Annotated in this window: 19 protein-coding genes; 10 read left to right on the top strand and 9 right to left on the bottom strand. The window is 71.1% G+C overall.

Going from position 1 to position 20,628, the window contains the following annotated elements:
* Positions 1-224 precede the first annotated feature (224 nt).
* Positions 225-800 (bottom strand): GNAT family N-acetyltransferase, encoded by a 576-nt coding sequence (locus ACIQCH_RS34905; RefSeq protein ID WP_402587751.1) that lies wholly within the window; start codon positions 798-800, stop codon positions 225-227.
* A 102-nt stretch (positions 801-902) separates the two neighbouring features.
* Positions 903-1,586: an alpha/beta fold hydrolase gene (locus tag ACIQCH_RS34900; protein WP_402587749.1), complete on the bottom strand. Its 684-nt coding sequence runs from the start codon at positions 1,584-1,586 to the stop codon at positions 903-905.
* 143 nt (positions 1,587-1,729) lie between these two features.
* Here ACIQCH_RS34900 and ACIQCH_RS34895 point away from each other — a divergent pair, with 143 nt between their 5' ends.
* From ACIQCH_RS34895 to ACIQCH_RS34885, 3 genes are all read left to right on the top strand, one after another.
* A complete protein-coding gene (locus ACIQCH_RS34895; RefSeq protein ID WP_402587747.1) occupies positions 1,730-2,758 on the top strand; it encodes an aldo/keto reductase in 1,029 nt (342 codons plus the stop codon).
* Positions 2,759-2,779: 21 nt separating this feature from the next.
* Positions 2,780-3,370, top strand: coding sequence for a TetR/AcrR family transcriptional regulator (locus tag ACIQCH_RS34890; protein ID WP_402587745.1), 591 nt, complete (start codon positions 2,780-2,782; stop codon positions 3,368-3,370).
* 221 nt (positions 3,371-3,591) lie between these two features.
* Complete coding sequence (locus ACIQCH_RS34885) at positions 3,592-4,335, top strand: VC0807 family protein (RefSeq protein WP_402587743.1); 744 nt, start codon at positions 3,592-3,594, stop codon at positions 4,333-4,335.
* Positions 4,336-4,439: 104 nt separating this feature from the next.
* On the opposite strand, the gene ACIQCH_RS34880 is transcribed toward ACIQCH_RS34885, so the two are convergent.
* The gene (locus tag ACIQCH_RS34880) at positions 4,440-5,822 is read right to left on the bottom strand and encodes a glycine--tRNA ligase (RefSeq protein WP_402587741.1); all 1,383 of its coding nucleotides are present in this window, start codon (positions 5,820-5,822) and stop codon (positions 4,440-4,442) included.
* A 202-nt stretch (positions 5,823-6,024) separates the two neighbouring features.
* Between ACIQCH_RS34880 and ACIQCH_RS34875 the strand changes: the two genes are divergently transcribed.
* The 4 genes from ACIQCH_RS34875 to ACIQCH_RS34860 all read left to right on the top strand — a co-directional run bounded on the left by ACIQCH_RS34875 (position 6,025) and on the right by ACIQCH_RS34860 (position 9,215).
* Positions 6,025-6,999: a metal ABC transporter substrate-binding protein gene (locus tag ACIQCH_RS34875; RefSeq protein ID WP_402587739.1), complete on the top strand. Its 975-nt coding sequence runs from the start codon at positions 6,025-6,027 to the stop codon at positions 6,997-6,999.
* A gap of 47 nt (positions 7,000-7,046) precedes the next feature.
* Positions 7,047-7,847 carry a metal ABC transporter ATP-binding protein gene (locus ACIQCH_RS34870; RefSeq protein ID WP_402587737.1) on the top strand — a complete coding sequence of 267 codons (801 nt, stop codon included), beginning with the start codon at positions 7,047-7,049 and terminating at the stop codon, positions 7,845-7,847.
* Positions 7,847-8,713 carry a metal ABC transporter permease gene (locus ACIQCH_RS34865; RefSeq protein ID WP_402587735.1) on the top strand — a complete coding sequence of 289 codons (867 nt, stop codon included), beginning with the start codon at positions 7,847-7,849 and terminating at the stop codon, positions 8,711-8,713. The genes ACIQCH_RS34870 and ACIQCH_RS34865 overlap by 1 nt, the downstream gene beginning before the upstream one ends.
* 76 nt (positions 8,714-8,789) lie before the next feature.
* Positions 8,790-9,215 (top strand): Fur family transcriptional regulator, encoded by a 426-nt coding sequence (locus ACIQCH_RS34860; RefSeq protein ID WP_402587733.1) that lies wholly within the window; start codon positions 8,790-8,792, stop codon positions 9,213-9,215.
* A gap of 117 nt (positions 9,216-9,332) precedes the next feature.
* Here ACIQCH_RS34860 and ACIQCH_RS34855 read toward each other — a convergent pair whose 3' ends face one another.
* From ACIQCH_RS34855 to leuA, 5 genes are all read right to left on the bottom strand, one after another.
* Positions 9,333-10,166 (bottom strand): isoprenyl transferase, encoded by an 834-nt coding sequence (locus tag ACIQCH_RS34855; protein ID WP_402587731.1) that lies wholly within the window; start codon positions 10,164-10,166, stop codon positions 9,333-9,335.
* A 23-nt stretch (positions 10,167-10,189) separates the two neighbouring features.
* Entirely contained in the window at positions 10,190-10,936 is a 747-nt protein-coding gene (gene recO / locus ACIQCH_RS34850; RefSeq protein ID WP_402587729.1) for a DNA repair protein RecO, read from the bottom strand.
* Positions 10,937-11,301: 365 nt separating this feature from the next.
* Positions 11,302-12,852: a nucleobase:cation symporter-2 family protein gene (locus tag ACIQCH_RS34845; RefSeq protein ID WP_402587727.1), complete on the bottom strand. Its 1,551-nt coding sequence runs from the start codon at positions 12,850-12,852 to the stop codon at positions 11,302-11,304.
* A gap of 578 nt (positions 12,853-13,430) precedes the next feature.
* Positions 13,431-14,114, bottom strand: coding sequence for a TerB family tellurite resistance protein (locus ACIQCH_RS34840; protein WP_402587725.1), 684 nt, complete (start codon positions 14,112-14,114; stop codon positions 13,431-13,433).
* A gap of 203 nt (positions 14,115-14,317) precedes the next feature.
* Positions 14,318-16,081: a 2-isopropylmalate synthase gene (leuA, locus tag ACIQCH_RS34835; RefSeq protein WP_402587723.1), complete on the bottom strand. Its 1,764-nt coding sequence runs from the start codon at positions 16,079-16,081 to the stop codon at positions 14,318-14,320.
* Positions 16,082-16,445: 364 nt separating this feature from the next.
* Between leuA and ACIQCH_RS34830 the strand changes: the two genes are divergently transcribed.
* From ACIQCH_RS34830 to ACIQCH_RS34820, 3 genes are all read left to right on the top strand, one after another.
* A complete protein-coding gene (locus ACIQCH_RS34830) occupies positions 16,446-17,534 on the top strand; it encodes a M4 family metallopeptidase (protein WP_030208546.1) in 1,089 nt (362 codons plus the stop codon).
* Between the two features lie 10 nt (positions 17,535-17,544).
* Complete coding sequence (locus ACIQCH_RS34825; protein ID WP_030208545.1) at positions 17,545-17,826, top strand: protealysin inhibitor emfourin; 282 nt, start codon at positions 17,545-17,547, stop codon at positions 17,824-17,826.
* Between the two features lie 72 nt (positions 17,827-17,898).
* Positions 17,899-18,702 (top strand): GNAT family N-acetyltransferase, encoded by an 804-nt coding sequence (locus ACIQCH_RS34820; protein WP_402587721.1) that lies wholly within the window; start codon positions 17,899-17,901, stop codon positions 18,700-18,702.
* A gap of 106 nt (positions 18,703-18,808) precedes the next feature.
* Here the strand turns inward: ACIQCH_RS34820 and ACIQCH_RS34815 are convergent, their stop codons facing one another.
* Positions 18,809-19,993 (bottom strand): acyltransferase family protein, encoded by a 1,185-nt coding sequence (locus ACIQCH_RS34815; RefSeq protein ID WP_402587719.1) that lies wholly within the window; start codon positions 19,991-19,993, stop codon positions 18,809-18,811.
* Positions 19,994-20,628: the final 635 nt, after the last annotated feature.

Below are 20,628 nucleotides of genomic sequence, written 5' to 3'. Positions count from 1 at the left end.
GCCACCCCAGGCCCGGGCCTGCCTCCGGACCAGCCTGCCATGCCGCCTCAAGAGGCTCCCCCACACACCACGGGACGGCCACTCCCTGGGGAAGGCGGCACGGGTCGCGGTTCGACCGCTTTCGGACCCGGGTCGGGAGACTCCCCTTCCGGCTCCGGGTCGGAACTTCCCCGCACGCCGCAGCGCGGTGGTTTCAGTTCGTGCCGCAGGCTGGTGGACGCCGTTCACACCGCGGGGCGTGGGGATGCGGCCGGGGGGACCCGTCGGGCCATGAAGAGCGCCTGCTCGCCGGCCGACTCGGTGCCGTCATAGAGGGAGGCGTCGAGGCCGCAGAACGCGAAGCCCATCCGCAGGTACGCGTCGATGGCCGGGGCGTTGACGTTGCTGACCTCCAGCCACACCTGCCCGGCCCCGCACTCCCTGGCGTGGTCGAAGACGTGGTCCATCAGGGCCCGCCCGACGCCCCTGCCGCGCCAGCCCGGCGCGACCTCGATGTCGTCGACGGTCAGGCGCGCGTTCCACGGCTCGTACGAGGTCCGCACGACCCCGCACAGCCGGTCGCCATCGACGGCGACCACGGTCCGGTCCCCCGGACCGGGGTCGCCGTCGTCGTCGGGGAAGACCTTGCGCAGCGGCGGATCCACCGGTGTCCGTCGGATCGCGAACCCGGTGCCGGTGGCCTGCACGCGGTATACGGCGTCCGTCGTGAAGGAACCGTCGAGCTCCGCCAGGGCCGCGTCGTCCTCGGGCCGTGCCGGGCGGTAGGCGAGGCCGCCCGGCGTTCCGTCGTCCGTCTGCATGCCATGACCGTACGTCGGCCCGAGCGGGGACCGGGGGGTTCCGGCCGTCTCCCTCGGGTGCCGGCGGATCACGGCCGGGCGACCCCGTTCCGCCGGCCGCCCCTAGACCGACCGCGCCGCGTCGCGGATGAGGTCCAGCACGACCTCGGGCTTCGACAGCATCGGGACGTGCGAGGAGTCGACCTCGACGGCCGTGGCCCCCATGCGCTCGACCTCGAACCGCTGGAGGTCCGGGACCACCGCGTGGTCCTGCTTGGTGACGCAGAACCAGCTGGGCTTCGTACGCCAGGCCGGCTCGTCGACCGTGGCCCCGAGCACTCCTTCCGCCGCCGACCCCTGCGTCGCCCAGACGAGCTGCTGCTCGGGTTCGGGGAGGTCCCCGCAGAAGTCGGAGATGCCGTCGCGGGCGATCCACAGCCGCCCGTCCTCGGCGTCCAGGTGCGCGAAGAGCGGGGGCGGGGCGAACTTCCCGATCAGGTCCTGCGGCGTCTCCCCCGCGTCCGGGGCCAGGGCCGCGATGTAGACGAGTCCGGCGACCCGCTGGTCGGTGCCCGCGGCCGTGATGACGAAGCCGCCCCACGAGTGGCCCACGAGGATCGCCGGCGCGCTGACCCGTGCGAGCGCCCTGCGCACGGCGTCGACGTCGCCCTCCAGCGAGTCCAGGGCGTTCTGCGCGGACACCACCTCGTGCCCCTCGCGCTGCAGGACGGGGATCAGCTTGCTGTAGCAGGACCCGTCGGCCCACAGGCCGTGGGCGAAGACGATGCTCGGCTTGCTCGGGGACATCGGCACGTTCCTCTCGGTGGATCCGCCCCCCTCTTACGACCTCCGAGTCCACACCAGGTCCCAAAGCGGCGCAAACGGGTGCAGGGCGACACCATCGAATGACAGATATTGAAATCTGTCATCGCTCATGTCATAGTCGTTGCATGACCACGATCTCGAACACCCCCCTCCCCACCCGCACCCTCGGCCGGACCGGCCCCGTCACCTCCGCCCTCGGCCTGGGCTGCATGGGCATGTCGGCCCTGTACGGCGAGGCGGACCGCGGCGAGTCGATCGCGACGATCCACGCCGCGCTCGACGCCGGGATGACGCTGCTCGACACGGGCGACTTCTACGGCATGGGCCACAACGAGCTGCTGATCAACGAGGCCCTGCGCACCGCCCCCGCCGCCCTGCGCGACCGGGCGCTGACCAGCGTCAAGTTCGGCGCCCTGCGCACCGTCGAAGGCGGCTTCACCGGGTACGACGGCCGCCCCGAGGCCGTGAAGAACTTCCTGGCGTACTCGCTCCAGCGGCTCGGCCGCGACCACATCGACGTCTACCGGATCGCCCGCGTCGACCCGGACGTCCCGATCGAGGAGACCGTCGGCGCGATCGCCGAGGCCGTCGAGGCCGGGCACGTGCGGCACATCGGACTCTCCGAGGTGGGGGCCGAGACCCTGCGGCGGGCCGCCGCCGTGGCCCCGATCACCGACCTCCAGATCGAGTACTCCCTGATCTCCCGCGGCATCGAGAAGGAGATCCTCCCGACCGCGCGCGAGCTCGGCATCGGCATCACGGCGTACGGCGTGCTCTCCCGCGGCCTGATCAGCGGGCACTTCACGCGCGACCGGCTGCTGGCGCCCGGCGACTTCCGCGGCATGAGCCCCCGCTTCCAGGGCGAGAACCTGCAGCGCAACCTCGACCTGGTGGAGGCGCTGCGCAGGGTGGCCGCGAGCAAGGGCGTCACGGTCGCGCAGGCGGCCATCGCCTGGGTGCTGGCCCAGGGCGAGGACATCGTGCCGCTCGTCGGCGCCCGTCGCCGGGACCGGCTGACCGAGGCGCTCGGAGCCCTCGCGGTGGAGCTGGACCCCGCGGACCTGGCGGCCATCGAGGAGGCCGTGCCCGCCGGGGCGGCCGCCGGCGAGCGCTACCCGGAGGCTCAGATGGCCCACCTCGACAGCGAGCACTGAGCTGACGGTACGGTCGTACTCATGCCCCCCGCCGCTGAGCCCCTGACCCCCGAGCGCATCCTCGAAGCCACCGAGGACGTGCTGCGCCGCTTCGGCCCCACCAAGGCGACCGTGGTGGACGTGGCGCGCGCCCTGGGCGTCAGCCACGGCAGCGTCTACCGGCACTTCCCCTCGAAGTCGGCGCTGCGCGAGGCGGTCACCGACCGCTGGCTCGGCAGGACCGTGGGGCGGCTGGAGGAGATCGCCTCCGCCCCGGGCGAGCCGGCTCCCAGCAAGCTGGAGGCGTGGCTGGAGGCGCTGTTCGAGGCCAAGCGGCACAAGGCGGGTGACGACCCCGAGCTGTTCGCGACGTACACGGTGCTGCTCTCCGAGAACAGCGGGGTCGTGGACGCCCACCTCGCGGAGCTCGTCGCCCAGCTCACCCGCATCATCGAGGAGGGCGTGGCGGCCGGCACCCTCGAGGCCCCGGACGCACCCGCCGCCGCCCGCGCGGTCTTCGACGCGACCGGCCGCTTCCACGACCCGCAGTACGCGGCGGAGTGGCGATCACCCTCGATCGCCACGGAGTTCGAGGCCGTCACCCACCTCGTGGTCCGCGGCCTGCGGCCCTGACCGCAGATCCGGGCCCCCTCTTCGTCAGCTCCCGTACACCCCCCTCACCCCCGACCGCAGCGGAATGTGTCATTCCGGACAACTTGGCGATCATTTGGGGCTGGGGGTCCTGTCGCCGAGGCGCGTGCCTGGCCTACGTTCCCCCCGAACCGCACCTTCCGGGGCAACCGGGTCCGACCGGGCCCGCCCGGCTCCAACAGGCACCTCTCAGGGGGAAGTACATGTCCACGCAGGCTGTCCAGGGTCTCAACGACAGGCCCGCACCACCCGAGCGTCAGGGCGGCGCTGCCGCAATCGGGTGGATCCTGACGATCGGCCTCAACGTCGTCGCGCCGATCATCACCTACAACACGCTCCGCGACGACCACGGTTGGAGCGAGTTCAGCGCACTGCTGGTCAGCGGCATCTGGCCGGTGGTCGACAGCGCCATCATGATCGCCTGGCGCCGCAAGCTGGACGAGTTCGCCGTCATCACGCTCTTCTTCATGGCGCTCACGGCCGTGGTGTCGCTCACCGGCACCCAGTCGGCCCGGGCCCTGTTGATCAAGGACTCGTTCGTCACGGGCCTCTTCGGCCTGCTGTGCCTCGCCACGCTGCTGGCGAAGCGGCCGCTGATGTTCTACTTCGGCCGCAAGTTCGCCACCGACGGCACTCCCGAGAGCACGGCGTGGTGGAACGGCATGTGGGAGTTCGAGGGCTTCCGCAAGACCATCCGCACCATGACCGTGGTGTGGGGCGTCGGCTACCTGGCCGAGGCGGTGGTGCGCGTGGTGCTCGCCTACGTCCTGCCCACCGACACCATGGCCACCGTCAGCCCGATCATGATCTACGGCGTCCTGGGCGCGCTGGTGCTGTGGACCATCACCTACAGCAAGCGGGCCCGCGCGAAGGGCGAGGCCCGCGCCGCCGCGGCGGCCGCCGCTGCCGCCGACGCCCCCAGGGCGGGCGAGGCCGCCCAGGCCTAAGGCCTGGGCGTCCGGAAGACGCCGGTGGCCCGGTACGCGTGACGCGTACCGGGCCACCGGTCTTTCCGCGTCGTCCCGGCCGTGGCCGGGACGACGCGCACGGGTCAGCAGCCGAGCAGGCGGCCGCCCAGGTAGGACTGGATCTGGTCCAGGGAGACGCGCTCCTGCTTCATGGTGTCGCGCTCGCGCACGGTCACCGCGTTGTCGTCCAGGGTGTCGAAGTCGACGGTGACGCAGAACGGCGTACCGATCTCGTCCTGGCGGCGGTAGCGGCGGCCGATGGCGCCCGCGTCGTCGAACTCGATGTTCCAGTTCTTGCGCAGGTCGGCGGCCAGGCCCTTGGCCTTCGGCGACAGCTGCGGGTTGCGGGACAGCGGCAGCACGGCGACCTTGACGGGGGCGAGGCGGTGGTCGAGGCGCATCACGACGCGCTTCTCCATGACGCCCTTGGCGTTCGGGGCCTCGTCCTCGACGTAGGCGTCGAGCATGAAGGCGAGCATGGCGCGGTTGACACCGGCCGCGGGCTCGATGACGTACGGCACGTACCGCTCGCCGGCCTCCTGGTCGAAGTACGACAGGTCCTGGCCGGAGGCCTCGGAGTGGGCCTTCAGGTCGAAGTCGGTGCGGTTGGCCACGCCCTCGAGCTCGGAGAACTCGGAGCCGCCGAAGTTGAAGCGGTACTCGATGTCGGCGGTGCGCTTCGAGTAGTGGGAGAGCTTCTCCTTCGGGTGGTCGTACCAGCGGATGTTCTCCTCGCGGATGCCGAGGTCGCGGTACCAGTTCCAGCGCTCGGCCATCCAGTACTCGTGCCACTGCTCGTCCTCGCCCGGCTTGACGAAGAACTCCATCTCCATCTGCTCGAACTCACGGGTCCGGAAGATGAAGTTGCCCGGCGTGATCTCGTTGCGGAAGGACTTGCCCATCTGCGCGATGCCGAACGGCGGCTTCTTGCGCGAGGTCTGCTGGACCTGGGCGAAGTTGGTGAAGATGCCCTGCGCGGTCTCGGGGCGCAGGTACGCCTTGGAGCCGGTGTCCTGGGTCGGGCCGAGGTGGGTCTCCAGCATGCCGGAGAACTGCTTGGGCTCGGTGAACTGGCCCTTCACGCCGCAGTTCGGGCAGTTGATGTCGGCCAGGCCGTTCTCGGGCAGGCGGCCGTGCTTGGCCTCGTAGGCCTCCTCCAGGTGGTCGGCGCGGTGCCGCTTGTGGCAGGAGGTGCACTCGGTGAGCGGGTCCGAGAAGGTCGCGACGTGGCCGGAGGCCACCCAGACCTCGGGGGCGAGGATCACGGAGGAGTCGAGACCCACGACGTCCTCGCGGGAGGTGACCATCGCGCGCCACCACTGGCGCTTGATGTTCTCCTTGAGCTCGACACCCAGCGGCCCGTAGTCCCAGGCGGCCCGCTGACCGCCGTAGATCTCGCTGCACGGGTAGACGAAGCCACGGCGCTTGCTGAGGCTGACGATGGTGTCGATCTTGTCGGCGGCCACGATGCTCTCTTCATTACGAGGACGAACGCGAATGCTTCAGGTTACCGGCGCGCGGGGGGCCCCTTCCAAATCGGTTCCGTTTCTCTCGCGGGCGCACGCGTACGCGCACCCCCGCGCGTACCGGAGGGCCTCGCCCTCGCGCCCCGATCCGACCCTCGCAGGCTTTTGACAATCGTTTCCATCTTTGATGAAAATGACTGTCATGAACGTACGACGCCTCATATCCGCCACCGCCCTCGCCGGAGCCGTCGCCCTGGGCGCCACGGCCCTCACCGCCTGCGCCGCGCTGACGGGCGAGGCGGACGGCAAGGGCGGGAAGGACGGCAAGCTCGCCGTCACGGCGTCGTTCTACCCGATGCAGTTCCTCGCGCAGCAGATAGGCCGGGACCACGTCACGGTCGACACCCTCACCAAGCCCGGTGTCGAGCCGCACGACCTGGAGATCACCGCCCGCCAGACCGCCCGGCTCGAGGAGTCGGACGTCGTCCTCTACCTCAAGGGCCTCCAGCCGGCCGTGGACAAGGCCGTCGACCAGGCGCAGGCCGGCACGAAGGTCGACGCCGGCACCCTCACCGAGCTCGAGGTCCACGACCTCGCGGGCGAGGCGGACCACGACCACGGCGCCGAGGGCGACCACCACCACGAGGGCGAGGCCGGCCGGGACCCGCACGTCTGGCTCGACCCGGTCAAGTACGCCGAGATCGCCCGCGGCGTCGGCAAGGCGTTCGGGAAGGCCGACCCGGCGCACGCCCCCGACTACGAGAAGAACACCGCCGAGCTGGTCGGCAAGCTCACGGCCCTGGACACCGAGTTCAAGAACGGCCTGGCGGACACCGCGACCAGGACCTTCATCACCACCCACGCCGCCTTCGGCTACCTCGCCGAGCGCTACGGCCTCGACCAGGAGGGCATCGCCGGGGTCGACCCCGAGTCCGAGCCCAGCCCGGCCCGCATGAACGCGCTCCAGACGCTCGCGCGCAAGGAGAAGGTCTCCACCGTCTTCTTCGAGACGCTGGCCAGCCCCAAGCTGGCCGACACCCTCGCCCGGGACCTCGGCCTCAGGACGGACGTGCTCGACCCCCTGGAGGGGATCACCGAGAAGTCCCAGGGCGAGGACTACTTCGCCGTCATGCGCGCGAACCTGAAGAACCTCGAGAAGGCGCTCGGCACCAAGTGAGCCGCGCCGGCCAACCGCCCACCCCTGCCACGACGGAGGCGCACGCCATGCACCCGACGGCATCCACCGGGCCCGCGGAAGCGGACCGGCCCGTCATATCCCTGCGCGGGGCCACCGCCTCGCTCGGCGCACGCCCCGTGCTGCGGGGGATCGACCTGACCGTGCAGCGCGGCGAGGTCGTCGCGCTGCTCGGCGCGAACGGCTCCGGCAAGTCCACCGCCGTCCGCTCCGTCGTCGGCCAGGTCCCGCTCACCAGCGGCGAGATCACCCTCTTCGGCACCCCGCAGAAGCGGTTCCGCGACTGGGCCCGGATCGGCTACGTCCCCCAGCGGACCACCGCCGCGAGCGGCGTGCCCGCCACCGTCCGCGAGGTCGTCTCCGCCGGCCGGCTCGCCCGGACCCGGCTCGGCCTGCTGCGCAAGGCCGACCGTGCCGCCGTGGACCGCGCCCTGGGCCTGGTCGACATGCTGCCGTACGCCGACGCCTCCGTGAACGCCCTCTCCGGCGGCCAGCACCAGCGGGTGCTCATCGCCCGGGCGCTGGCCGTCGAACCCGAGCTGCTGATCATGGACGAGCCGATGGCGGGCGTCGACCTCGCCAACCAGGAGGTGCTGGCCGCCGCCCTGCGCACCCAGGTCGCCGCCGGCGCCACCGTCCTGCTCGTCCTGCACGAGCTGGGCCCGCTGGAGCCCCTCATCGACCGCGCGGTCGTCCTGCGCGACGGGTGCGTCGTGCACGACGGACCGCCGCCCGAGGCCGTGGGCCAGCACGCGCTGCCCGGCCACGACCACGTACACCCCCACGCGGCCCACGACGCCGAGCCCCTCCGGACGGGACTGCTGAGCTGATGGAATTCCTGACCCCCGCCTTCATGCAGCGGGCGCTGATCGCCGCCACCCTGGTCGGCATCACCGCGCCCGCCATCGGCACGTACCTCGTGCAGCGCCGCCAGGCCGTCATGGGCGACGGCATCGGGCACGTCGCGATGACCGGCGTCGCCCTCGGTTTCCTGTTCCAGACCAGCCCGGTGTGGATGGCCACCCTCGTCGCCGTCGTCGGTGCCGTCGGCATGGAACTGATCCGCTCCCGCGGCAAGACCAGCGGCGACATCGCGCTCGCCGTCCTCTTCTACGGCGGCATGGCCGGCGGCGTCATGATCGTCAACCTGGCGCCCGGCGGCTCCACGGCCAACCTGATCAGCTACATGTTCGGCTCGATCACCACCGTCGCGCCCGAGGACGTCATCGCCGTCGCGGTCCTCGCCGTGGCCGTCGTCGCGGTGACCCTGGGCCTGCGCCGGCAGCTGTTCGCCGTCTGCCAGGACGAGGAGTTCGCCCGCGTCACCGGCCTTCCGGTGCGCGCCCTGAACCTGCTGCTCGCCGTCACCGCCGCCGTCACCGTCACCGTCGCGATGCGCATCGTCGGCCTGCTGCTCGTCAGCGCCATGATGGTGATCCCGGTGGCCGCCGCCCAGCGCGTGACCAAGGGCTTCACCGCCACCCTCCTGACGGCCGTCGCGATCGGCACCGCCGTCTCGCTCACCGGCACCGTCACCACGTACTACGTCGACGCTCCCTCCGGCGGCGCGATCGTGCTGCTCGCCATCGGCGTCTTCCTCGCCATGTCGCTGCTCTCCGCACCGCTGGCCAGGCGGCGCGCCGCGGCCGCGCGGGCCGCCGAAGAGGTCTGCACGAGCGACGATGTAAGGGTGTGAGGCGGCCCCCGCCTGGCACAATGACCCGAGGCCCGAGGCCCGTCTTCTGGATCGGGCCCGAGACGAGGAGGAACCGGTGGCGACTGCGCCTGGCGAGACGAACACGGCGCCAGTACGAGGACGATCCACCCGGCAGCGCGCCGCGGTCGCGGCCGCGCTGGACGAGGTCGACGAGTTCCGCAGCGCGCAGGAGCTGCACGACATGCTCAAGCACCGCGGCGCGTCCGTGGGCCTGACCACCGTCTACCGCACCCTCCAGTCCCTCGCGGACGCCGGCGAGGTCGACGTGCTGCGCACCCGCGACGGCGAGGCGGTCTACCGGCGGTGCTCGTCGGGCGAGCACCACCACCACCTGGTCTGCCGTACGTGCGGCAAGGCGGTCGAGGTGGAGGGCCCGGCCGTCGAGAAGTGGGCGGAGGCCGTCGCGGCCGAGCACGGCTTCGTGAACGTCGCCCACACCGTGGAGATCTTCGGCACCTGCGCGGACTGCGCGGCCGCCTAGGCCACGCCTGGGCCGTCTCTTCCGGACACCCCTGGAGGGGCCCCGCCGGAGGTTCCGGTCCGGAAGAGCCCGCCTCCCCGCCCGTGCCGGTCACGGACGGGGAGCACGCGGCCGGCCTCAGGAGGACGCGGGGCCGCCCTGCGGCGGGACCTCGTTCGGGAGGGCGCCGCCGAAGCGGCGGTCGCGCTGGGCGTACTCCAGGCACGCCCGCCACAGGTCGCGCCGGTCGAAGTCCGGCCACAGCACGTCCTGGAAGACCATCTCGGCGTAGGCGCTCTGCCAGATCAGGTAGTTCGAGGTGCGCTGCTCGCCGCTGGGGCGCAGGAACAGGTCCACGTCCGGCATGTCGGGGTAGTACAGGTACTTCGCGAAGGTCTTCTCGGTGACCTTCGCCGGGTCGAGCCGCCCGGCCGCGACGTCGGCGGCCAGCGCCTGCGCCGCGTCCGTGATCTCGGCGCGACCGCCGTAGTTCATGCAGAAGTACAGCGTCAGCTTGTCGTTGTCCTTGGTCTGCTCCTGCGCGATCTGGAGCTCCTTGGCCACCGACTTCCACAGCTTGGGCATCCGGCCCACCCAGCGCACGCGGATGCCGAGCGCGTCGAGCTGGTCGCGGGTCTTGCGGATGAAGTCGCGGTTGAAGTTCATCAGGAAGCGCACCTCGTCGGGGGAGCGCTTCCAGTTCTCGGTGGAGAAGGCGTACAGCGAGATGCTCTTCACGCCCATCTCGATCGCGCCCTGGAGGACGTCGAGCACGCGCTCGGCGCCGACCTTGTGGCCCTCGGTGCGCGGCAGGCCGCGGTCCTTGGCCCAGCGGCCGTTGCCGTCCATGACGATCGCGACGTGCGTGGGGACGAGCTCGCCGGGGATCTTCGGCGGCCTGGCTCCGGACGGGTGCGGCTCGGGGGTCGCGTACGTGCGGCGGGAGCGTCCCAGGAATCCGCGTACTGCCATGGCGCTCAAGTCTCCGATCTCGGTCACTTCTCTACGTAACGCAAGGAGCGCAGCCCGCGCTCCAGATGCCAGTGCAGATAAGCGGAGACGAGTCCGCTCCCCTCGCGCACGTACCGCGGCTCGGCCGCGTCGGCCGTCGCCCAGTCCCCCGTCAGCAGGGCGCTGAGCAGCCCGATGGCTTCAGCAGATGGTACGACGCTTCCGGGGACCCGGCAGTCGCCGCATATGACACCGCCGGCGGCGACGGAGAAGTGGCGGTTGGGACCGTGGATGCCGCACTTCGCGCAGTCCTCGAAGGAGGGGGCGTAGCCGTTGACGGCCAGGGAGCGCAGCAGGAAGGCGTCGAGGATGAGGTGGGGGGCGTGCTCGCCGCGGGCGAGGGTGCGCAGCGCGCCGACGAGCAGCAGGTACTGCTGGACGGCGGGTTCGCCCTCCTGGTCGGTGAAGCGCTCGGCGGTCTCCAGCATCGCGGTGCCGGCGGTGTAGCGGGCGTAGTCGGTGACGATGCCGCCGCCGTACGGGGCGATGATCTCGGTCTGGGTGCACAGCGGGAGGCCGCGGCCGACCAGCTCGCTGCCGCGGGAGAAGAACTGCACGTCGACGTGGGAAAAAGGTTCCAGCCGGGCGCCGAACTTGGACTTGGTCCGGCGGACACCGCGGGCGACGGCCCGGACGCGGCCGTGGCCGCGGGTCAGGATCGTGATGATCCGGTCCGCCTCGCCCAGCTTCTGGGTGCGCAGCACGATGCCGTCGTCGCGGAACAGGCTCATGCGCCCATTCTCCCGTACGGGTCGGACACTCCTGCGCCTTCCCGGTCCGCCGCAGGGGAAGCCCCACCTCTCGAAGCCCCGCGGGCCGTCCCGTGGTGTGTGGGGAAGCCTCTTGAGGCGTCATGGCAGGCTGGTCCGGAGGCAGGCCCGGGCCTGGGGTGGCCGAAGGCCAGGGGCGGAGCCCCCTTGCCCCAGGGGTGGGCCTGCCGCAGGGCCTGCAGGCCATGACGGGTCAAGAGGCGAGGGGACCCACACACCACGGGACGGCCCCACGAAGCGAGCGTGCCCCGCCCCCCCCCACCCCCCACACGGCAGTGACCCCGGCCGGGGGAGCTAGGTCCGGCCGGGGCACCCCTTGGGAGGTTCTAGGCGGTCGGCGCCGCCGCGGGCTCGCCCCCGGTGGGCTCGTCCGCGCCGGACCCACCGGACGCACCGTCCGCGTCCGCGGTGTCGACCGCTCCGGCGGTGGCCGGGGCGGCCGGCTGCTCCGCCGGTGCCGGGATGACTGCCGTGGAGCTCTCGTCCGCCGGGCCGGCGACGGCCGGCACCGTGTGGGCGTCGTCCTTGGCCAGACCGTTGAAGATCAGGTTCAGCACGATCGCGGCCGTGGCACCCATCGTGACACCGCTGTTGAGCAGCGAGGACAGGTCGGAGTTCATGTGCTTGGTGAAGAACACCGGGACCGTGGCCGGAAGCAGTGCGAAGGCCAGGGAGACGCCCACGACCAGCGCGTTCTTCTCCTCCTTGAGGTCGACCTTGGCCAGCGTCTGGATACCGGCCAGGGCCACCATCGCGAACATCACGGTCGCGGCGCCGCCGAGGACGGCGTGCGGCACGGAGGCGACGATCGCGGCGGCCTTGGGCAGCAGCCCGAGCAGGATCATGAAGGCGCCCGCGGCGACCACCACGAACCGGCTCTTGACCTTGGTCATCCGCACCAGGCCGACGTTCTCGGCGAAGGCCACGTACGGGAAGGAGTTGAGGATGCCGCCGAGGGCGGTGGCGGCGCCGTCGGCCCGCAGGGCACGGGCCACCGTCTCGCTGTCGACCTCCTTGCCGACGATGTCGCCGACCGCGTACGTGTCACCGGTGGTCTCGACCATGGTGATCAGCATGACGATCAGCATCAGCACGATCGGGAACCACTCGAACTTCGGCGCCCCGTAGTGGAACGGCGTCGTGATGCCCACCCAGTCGGCCTGGCCGACGTCGCCGAACTTGGCGTCGCCGAGCAGGAAGGCGACGAGGGTGCCGCCGACCAGACCGAGCAGGATCGCGATGCTGGACAGGAACGGCCGGCCGACCTTCATCAGGACCAGGATGAAGAGCATCGTGCCGCCGGCGTAGGCGAAGTTCTTCGGGTCGCCGAAGTCGGGGCTGCCGAGGCCGCCCGCGGCGTCGTTGAGGCCGACCGGGATGAGCACGATGCCCAGCACCGTGATGACCGAGCCGGTGACGACCGGCGGGAACAGCCGCATGACCGTCCGGAAGGCCTTGGCCGGCAGCCAGGCGAACGCGAAGGTCGCGATGCCCGCCGTGATGACGGCCCCGTAGATGACCAGCAGGGCGGCGGTCCCGCCGCCGGCCCCGAGGCCGATCGCGATCATCGGGGAGACCGCGGTGAAGGTGACGCCTTGGATGAGCGGCAGCCGCGCCCCGATCCGGCCCATGCCCCAGGCCTGGATGATGGAGGCGATACCGCAGGTGAACAGGTCTGCGTTGATGAGGTAGACCAGCTGTTCCGTGCTGAGTTTCAGAGCCCCGCCGACGATGATCGGGACGATCACCGCTCCTGCGTAGAACGCGAGTACGTGCTGGAAGCCGTAGAGCGCGAGCTTGGGAAGGGGGAGCACCTCGTCGACCGGGTGCGTGCTCTGCTCTCCAGTGGCGGAAAGCCGGGCGGCGACACGTGCCATCTCTGCCTTGCCCTTCGAAGGTAGGTAAATGAGAGGAAGATCTGGTTATCCCTGTTCCGGCGGCTCTGACGGGCAGGGTTGTCAGTGCGATCACGTGGAATCGAAAGCCCGCTGTGTTACCAGCGGCGTCTCGTCGTGTGTCCGGAATCAAACGCCTGTGAGGGGCGCCACGGACATCGTCGACTTCTACGAATCAGGGCCTCCAGGAAGGTGCCGGTTCGTCGGTTCGACCAATGGCGCCCGCAGGCGTGGGCGACTATGGCGCCGCGCGCTTCCGGAATCCACTTTCCGATGCGCGGAAGTGAAGAGACGCCTCCCATCAGGGCCCTGACCAGCCAAGGGCGACTTCCCGCCAGGCAAAGTCGAACGTGCCGTGAATGCCTCGTGAAGCTCCAGGCCAGAGCGCCCCGGTGTACCGCCGGCACAGTGGTTCAGGCCAATTTCAGGCACCCACAAGGGGCCGCGACGCGAAATCGTTACACACCGCAGCTGAGTCAACACGCGTAGATTTTCCACCAGGCGGAAAGGCGACGGCCCCGGACCCGATCGGGGTCCGGGGCCCGGGATCCCGCGGGGGGTCAGGAGGGCGTACGCGCCGCCGTCAGCAGCCGCGTGACGTCGGCGGCGGCCAGCCGCAGTGCGCCGCCGACCGTGGTCAGCACGTCCCGCTCGGCGGGCGTGTACGGGCCGTCCGCGAGCGCGATCCGGGCGCCCTGCAGCAGGACCGCCTCGCGTCCGGCCGGCGCCAGGTGGGGCCCCAGCGGCTCCAGCGCCTCGTGCAGCTCGATGGAGAGGGCCGCACCGATCATGTCCGCCGACAGCCGGCCCGTATCGGCGGCCAGGCCCTCGACCAGCCCCTCGAGCTGGTCCCCGCTGCAGTCCTCGAACCCGGCCGCACGGACCGCCGCGACGGCCGCCTCCAGGGCCGTACGGGAGCAGGTGCCGCCGGCCGCCAGCACGGCCAGGGCCACGGTGTGCACGGCGTCGCGCAGCATGGCCGACAGCCGGTGGCTGGTCGGGTGGTCGAGCACCTCGGTGCCGAACCGCTCCCCGCAGGCCGCGCACTCGGCCACCGGCCCGGCGGAGCCGCGGGGCAGCAGCGGCAGCCCGAACACGGTGAGCCGGCGGCGGCCCGTACGGCGCCGGTAGTTGCGGTCCCCGCCGCAGCCGGGGCAGAAGAACTCGCCGTCCCCGACGGTGCTCCAGGCGGTACGGACGCCCCACAGTGTGATCTTCCGGCCGGTCCCAGCCCGCTCAGGCAACGTCCCACCTCCGTAACCACCCCGCAACGTCGCGGCGTTGGCGTGATGTTAGCCACACCCACCGGAGGACGGCAGTCCTGCGACGAGACATCTCCCCCGCCCGTGCGGGAGTTGGCCGAGAGTTGACCGGGATGCGCGCGGACCCCGTTCCCCGACGGGGGAACGGGGTCCGCGCGCACGGGCCGGTGCGGCCCGCCGGGCGATCAGCGACCGGCGCGGTTGACGGCGGAGATGACCGCCTTCAGCGAGGCGCGCGTGGTGTTGGCGTCGATGCCGATGCCCCACAGGACCCGGCCGTCGATGGCGCACTCGATGTACGAGGCGGCCTGCGCGGAGGCGCCCTCGCTCATCGTGTGCTCCTGGTAGTCCAGCAGGCGGGCGTCCACGCCGATGCCGGCCAGCGCGTCGAAGAAGGCCGAGATCGGACCGTTGCCGGAACCGGTCAGGGTGGCGGGTACGCCGTCCACGGCCGCCTCGACGGTCAGGGTGTCCGTGCCGTCCGTGTCCGTCGTGCTCTGGCCCGAGCGCAGCTGGATGCGGCCCCACGGGTTCTCCGGGTTCGGCAGGTACTCGTCCTGGAAGACGGACCAGATCTGCTTGGGCGTGACCTCGCCGCCCTCGGCGTCGGTCTTGGCCTGGATGATCCGCGAGAACTCGATCTGCATGCGGCGCGGCAGGTCCAGCTTGTGGTCGTTCTTCAGGACGTAGGCGATGCCGCCCTTGCCGGACTGCGAGTTGACGCGGATCACGGCCTCGTAGGAGCGGCCCACGTCCTTGGGGTCGATCGGCAGGTACGGTACGGCCCACTCGATGTCGTCGACGGTCTTGCCCCGGGCGGCCGCGTCGGCCTCCATGGCGTCGAAGCCCTTCTTGATGGCGTCCTGGTGGGAGCCGGAGAAGGCGGTGTAGACCAGGTCGCCCGCGTAGGGGTGGCGCGGGTGGACCTCCATCTGGTTGCAGTACTCGGAGGTGCGGCGGATCTCGTCGATCTGCGAGAAGTCGATCTGCGGGTCGACGCCCTGCGAGAACAGGTTCATGCCCAGGGTGACCAGGTCGACGTTGCCGGTGCGCTCGCCCTGGCCGAACAGGCAGCCCTCGACGCGGTCGGCGCCGGCCATCAGCGCCAGCTCGGCGGCGGCGACGGCGGTGCCGCGGTCGTTGTGCGGGTGCACGGACAGGCAGACGTGCTCGCGACGGGTCAGGTTGCGGGACATCCACTCGAAGCGGTCCGCGTGGGTGGAGGGCGTCGAGCGCTCCACGGTGGCGGGCAGGTTCAGGATGATCTCGCGGCCGGGGCCGGGCTGCCACACGTCGCAGACGGCCTCGCAGACCTCCAGGGCGAAGTCCAGCTCGGTGTCGGTGAAGATCTCGGGGCTGTACTGGTAGCCGAAGACCGTCTCGTCGCCCAGGATCTTCTCGGCGTACTCCATCACCAGGCGGGTGCCGTCGACGGCGATCTGCTTGATGTCGTCCTTGGAGCCGCGGAAGACGACCCGGCGGAAGGTCGGCGCGGTGGCGTTGTACATGTGCACGGTGCCCCGCTTGACGCCGCGCAGGGACTCCACCGTGCGCTCGATCAGGTCCTCGCGGGCCTGGGTCAGCACGGAGATCGTGACGTCGTCCGGGATCGCGCCCTCTTCGATGATCGAGCGTACGAAGGCGAAGTCGGTGTCGCTGGCCGACGGGAAGCCGACCTCGATCTCCTTGTAGCCCATGCGCACCAGCAGGTCGAACATCTCGCGCTTGCGGGCGGGGCTCATCGGGTCGATCAGGGCCTGGTTGCCGTCCCGCAGGTCGGTGGACAGCCAGCGCGGGGCCTTGGTGACGCGCTGGTTCGGCCACGTCCGGTCGGCGATGTCCACCTGCTCGTACACGCCGTACTTGTGGACCGGCATGCCGGAGGGCTTCTGGGTGTGCGTCGCGGTGGTGATCGGCGTGGGTCGACCGGCGAAAGCGTGCTGCGTCATGGCGTAGGGCTCCTCGTGTGTCCGCGAAGGGTTCGCTGGTACGGCCGACGGGTCGTAAATCCGCAACACCAGACTCCGCGGGGAGGGGGTCGGCCTACGACTACAGGCCCTCGCCGCGGCAGCTAAGGAGGAGCAGCCCGAAACGCATGATGTGCCGCAGCCTAGCCGAGCCGCGCCGTGGGCGGGACGGTCGTTCCAGTATGCGGGACCCCACGCCCGAGATGTCCGAAATGTGACTTACGCCGCTGCCTGCTCAGGAAGGTCCGGATGTTCCGTCAACGTCATGGCGCGCGTTTGGGACAGTCGAATGAATCATGGTCGCAGGTAGTGACACCGTCGTGACCCACTGCCACATTGCTGTCGCATGGATGCCAAGGACGCCCGTCACGCCCGCCAGTCCACCCACCCCGTCTTCTGCACGATCGTGCCGCCCCACCTGCTCGACAAGCTGGCGCGGTCCGAGAACCCCGCGGTCGCCGCGCCCGCCAAGCGGACCCTGATCGCGGACGCCTCCCTGCGCACCGAGCGGCGGCTGAACACCGTCATCGGGCTGCCGACCTTCGGCGGGGCCCCGGCGACGCCCCGGCGCACCCTCCACGACGCCGAGCACGGCACCGCGCTGCCCGGCACGGTGGTGCGCCGCGAGGGCGAAGAGCCCGGCCGGGACGCGACGGTCAACCGCGCGTACGCGGGCCTGGGCGCGACCTTCGAGCTGTACCTGGGCGTCTACGCCCGCAACTCCATCGACGGCGAGGGCCTGCCGCTCGTCGCGACGGTCCACTACGACGAGAACTACGGCAACGCCTTCTGGAACGGCGAGCAGATGGTGTTCGGAGACGGGGACGGGGAGATCTTCCTCGACTTCACCATCCCCGTGGACGTCATCGGGCACGAGCTGACCCACGGCGTCACCCAGTACACGGCCAATCTGGAGTACTTCGGCCAGTCCGGCGCGCTCAACGAGTCGATGTCCGACGTCTTCGGCTCGCTGATCAAGCAGTACGCCCTCGGCCAGACCGCCGACCAGGCCGACTGGCTGATCGGCCAGGGCCTGTTCGCCCCCGACGTGCAGGGCGAGGCGCTGCGCTCGATGAAGGCCCCCGGCACGGCGTACGACGACGACGTCCTCGGCAAGGACCCGCAGCCCGCGAGCATGGACGACTACGTCCGCACCGGGCGCGACAACGGCGGGGTGCACATCAACTCCGGCATCCCGAACCACGCCTTCTACCTCGCGGCCACGGCCCTCGGCGGCCACGCCTGGGAGCGGGCCGGGCAGATCTGGTACGACACGCTCACCGGCGGGCGGCTGGAGTCGCACGCGACCTTCGCGGACTTCGCCCGGCTGTCCGTGGCCGCGGCGGTGGAGCGCTACGGCGCGGGCGGCGAGGAGCAGGAGGCGCTGGTCAAGGCCTGGGCCCAGGTGGGTGTGCCGACGGCCGAGGAGCGGTAGAACAGGTCCCATGCGGATCGAAGTACGGCGGACCGGCGGGTTCGCGGGGATCGAGCGCCGGGCCGAGGTGGACACCGAGGGCCGGCCGGACGCGGCGGAGTGGGCGGCGCTGGCGGAGCGGGCGCTCGCCGGCGCCCCCGGCGGCCCGGGGGGCACCTCGGGTGCGGTGGGGGTGCCGGACGGGTTCTCGTACCGGATCACGGTGGACGGGCGGACCGTGCACTGCGCCGACCCGCACCTGACCGACGCCCAGCGCCAGCTCGTCTCCCGGGTCCTCAAAGAGGGGGCGTGACGGGGCCGGCGCAGGGGGCGCGACCGGCGTAAAGGGCGTGCCCGAGCAGGGCTTCTTTGTTTTCATGGCGCCGTGACGACCCTTGATGACCTTGAGAGGTACTACGACACCGTCCCCCGCGTGGGCGGTGCCCGGGCCGAGGACTTCGGCCCCCTGACGCTGTTCGTGCAGGAGGACCCGACGGGCTGGCAGTACTACGCCCGGCCCACCCTGGGCGGGACGGCGCCGGCGACCCCGGCCGACGTGGAGCGGGTACTGGAGCGCCAGCGCGAGCTGAAGGTGCCGCAGGCCCTCGAGTGGGTGGCCGAGACCACCCCGGGCCTGCGGGCGGCCGTGGAGGCGGCCGGCGTACCGGTGCACTCCCATCCGCTGATGGTGCTGGACCCCGCGGCCGCGCCGGCGCCGCCGCACCCGGACGTCCGGCTCGTCGGCCCGCAGGACCCGCTGCTGCTGGCCGCGGTGACGGTGCCGATGCTGGCCTTCGCGTCGCCGGGCACGGCGACGGGCGAGACGGGCCTGCCCGAGCTGGCCCGGCAGATGGCCGACCCGGGCAGCGAGGTGCGGCGGGCGTACGTGGCGCGGAAGCTCGCGGACGGGCGGACCGGGCTGGCGGCGGCCGTGCGGGACGGCACGGTGCTCTGCTCGGGGCAGTACAACCCGGCCGGCGACGTGGCCGAGGTGGTCGGCGTGGGCACGCTGCCCGCGGCACGCCGCCAGGGCCTGGCGCTCGGGGTGACCGCGGCGCTGGTGGTCGCGGCGCGTACGGCCGGCGCACGGCACGTGTTCCTGTCGGCGGGCGACGAGGACGTGGCGCGCATCTACACGAAGGCGGGCTTCCGGCGCGCGGGCACCGCGCTGATCGCCGAGCTGGACTAGCGGGCGGAGTGCGGCGCGACGGCGTGCACGGACCAAAAACGCCGCGGGCCGCGTACGGATCCCCCGTACGCGGCCCGCGGCGTCGCGCCGTGCGGTGCTGCGACCGTCAGCGGCGGACGGGGGTGCGTAGCCGGGCCGGCATGTGGCGCAGGAGCCACTTGTTGGCGGGCTCCTCGACGTACCGGTGCAGGGCCCAGGCCAGACCGGTGGCGACGAGGCCGAGGCCGAGGAGGCCGAACAGGGTGCTGTTGTCGTCCGCGAGCCGGCCGTACTCGTAGGTGGCCCAGCGGCTGACGCTGTGGTGGATCAGGTAGAAGCAGTACGACCAGATGCCGAGGTTGATCAGTACCGGGCTGTTCATCAGGCCGCGGCGGCCGGCGATCTCGCGCTGGACGAAGGCCAGCATGATCAGGGCGGCGAGGATCGCGATGCTCGGGCGGACCGTGCACTCCAGCTGCTTGTCCCAGTACTCCGGCAGCCGGTGGCGGGCCTGGTAGTAGGCGAAGACGTACGCGCCCAGGGCCAGGACGGGCACGGCCGGGTGCAGGGGCAGCCGCCAGCCGCGCTTGACGGCCAGCGCGAGGGTGATGCCGAGCAGGAACTCGGGCATGTAGACGATCGGATGGCGCATGACCCAGGAGGCCGTGCGGTCGCTGAGGTACGCGAAGGCGTAGTGGTTGACGGCGACCATGCCGAGCAGTCCGGCCGCGGTGAGCACGACGAGGCGGCGCGTGCTCAGCCGGACCAGGGCCCGGGCGGCGAAGGGGAACAGGGCGTAGAAGAGCATCTCGACGCAGAGCGTCCAGGTGACCGGGTTGCCGGGCAGCGTGGGGTACGCGTCGGGGAACCAGTTCTGCACGAGGAAGATCGAGGAGACGATGCTGCCCCAGTCGCGGTGCTCGTGCGCCAGTACGTAGAAGACGTAGTAGGCGGGGAGGGCGGCGACGAGGGTGGCCGGCCAGATCCGGGCCATCCGGCGCCAGTAGAAGGCGCCGGCGCTCTGCTCGGGCTTGTGGACCCAGGTGAGCAGGAAGCCGGAGAGGACGAAGAAGAAGGTGACGCCGTGCACGCCGATCTGCGAGTACGGGAAGAGCAGGGGCGCCCTTCCATAACCCGTCTTGTGCCCCAATCCGGTGAAATGGTGCGTGAAGACGGCGAATGCGGCGAAGAACCTGAGGCTGGTCAGTGAATCGAGGCGGGTGGGCAATGCGCCGAGGGCGGGAAAACGGTCCCGCGAGGTGGATATCGGTGCCTGCACAGCCGTCGATGGCGTCGACGCCGTCGATGTCATGGTGGGGTCTGCCTCATCTTCATCGGCTTTGTCAGCGGGAAGAACGGTCCATCCGCGGAACAGGGCGAACTCCGCGGTGTTCGGCAGACGAAAAGGTTCCGTTCATCCTAAGGGGCGGCCTCGGGCGCGCCGAGGCCGCCGGAGACGTCCCCCCGTGTGATGAATCTCCCGCGAATCGACTGGCGTTGGCGCCAGTCGATCTGGTATAGGAGCCCGCTTGCGGGTGGGTGCGCGGTCGGTGCGACCTCGCGGTCCGCCGAGGCCGGGGGTCGGCGGCGCGTCCCGCCGGGGTCGCTGGGGTATCGTGCCAGACCGGTTGACGGGGTCGACCGCCGTTTCAGAACCTGGTTTCACCGTGCAGAAAGAGCCGATCGAACGATGACGTATTCGCTGGCGCATGGAATGGGTCACGGAGGTGCTTTCCGCACCTCGCCGACCGTTTCCATTCCGGTGGTTCCCGACACCTCTGAGGGGCGAATATGAGCCTCGGGAACACCCTGACCACGAATTCAGCCGAGACGGATGCGGCGCAGCCGAACCTCTCCGTGGTCGTCATCGTCTACAACGACGCAGAGCGTCTTCCGACGGCGGTCCAGTCCGTTCTGGACCAGACCCTGCACGGGGTCGAGGTCGTC

The organism is Streptomyces sp. NPDC093225, assembly GCF_044753805.1.
Lineage (GTDB): Bacteria > Actinomycetota > Actinomycetes > Streptomycetales > Streptomycetaceae > Streptomyces.
Note: the sequence above shows the minus strand (reverse complement) of the source record. Positions and strands in the feature narration are given on the sequence as shown.

Bases quoted from the DNA above. Each gene is read 5' to 3' on its own strand.
- ACIQCH_RS34905 (WP_402587751.1), bottom strand. From the start codon at position 800: ATGCAGACGGACGACGGAACGCCGGGCGGCCTCGCCTACCGCCCGGCA.
- ACIQCH_RS34900 (WP_402587749.1), bottom strand. From the start codon at position 1,586: ATGTCCCCGAGCAAGCCGAGCATCGTCTTCGCCCACGGCCTGTGGGCC.
- ACIQCH_RS34895 (WP_402587747.1), top strand. From the start codon at position 1,730: ATGACCACGATCTCGAACACCCCCCTCCCCACCCGCACCCTCGGCCGG.
- ACIQCH_RS34890 (WP_402587745.1), top strand. From the start codon at position 2,780: ATGCCCCCCGCCGCTGAGCCCCTGACCCCCGAGCGCATCCTCGAAGCC.
- ACIQCH_RS34885 (WP_402587743.1), top strand. From the start codon at position 3,592: ATGTCCACGCAGGCTGTCCAGGGTCTCAACGACAGGCCCGCACCACCC.
- ACIQCH_RS34875 (WP_402587739.1), top strand. From the start codon at position 6,025: ATGAACGTACGACGCCTCATATCCGCCACCGCCCTCGCCGGAGCCGTC.
- ACIQCH_RS34870 (WP_402587737.1), top strand. From the start codon at position 7,047: ATGCACCCGACGGCATCCACCGGGCCCGCGGAAGCGGACCGGCCCGTC.
- ACIQCH_RS34865 (WP_402587735.1), top strand. From the start codon at position 7,847: ATGGAATTCCTGACCCCCGCCTTCATGCAGCGGGCGCTGATCGCCGCC.
- ACIQCH_RS34855 (WP_402587731.1), bottom strand. From the start codon at position 10,166: ATGGCAGTACGCGGATTCCTGGGACGCTCCCGCCGCACGTACGCGACC.
- recO (WP_402587729.1), bottom strand. From the start codon at position 10,936: ATGAGCCTGTTCCGCGACGACGGCATCGTGCTGCGCACCCAGAAGCTG.
- ACIQCH_RS34845 (WP_402587727.1), bottom strand. From the start codon at position 12,852: ATGGCACGTGTCGCCGCCCGGCTTTCCGCCACTGGAGAGCAGAGCACG.
- leuA (WP_402587723.1), bottom strand. From the start codon at position 16,081: ATGACGCAGCACGCTTTCGCCGGTCGACCCACGCCGATCACCACCGCG.
- ACIQCH_RS34830 (WP_030208546.1), top strand. From the start codon at position 16,446: ATGGATGCCAAGGACGCCCGTCACGCCCGCCAGTCCACCCACCCCGTC.
- ACIQCH_RS34825 (WP_030208545.1), top strand. From the start codon at position 17,545: ATGCGGATCGAAGTACGGCGGACCGGCGGGTTCGCGGGGATCGAGCGC.
- ACIQCH_RS34815 (WP_402587719.1), bottom strand. From the start codon at position 19,993: ATGACATCGACGGCGTCGACGCCATCGACGGCTGTGCAGGCACCGATA.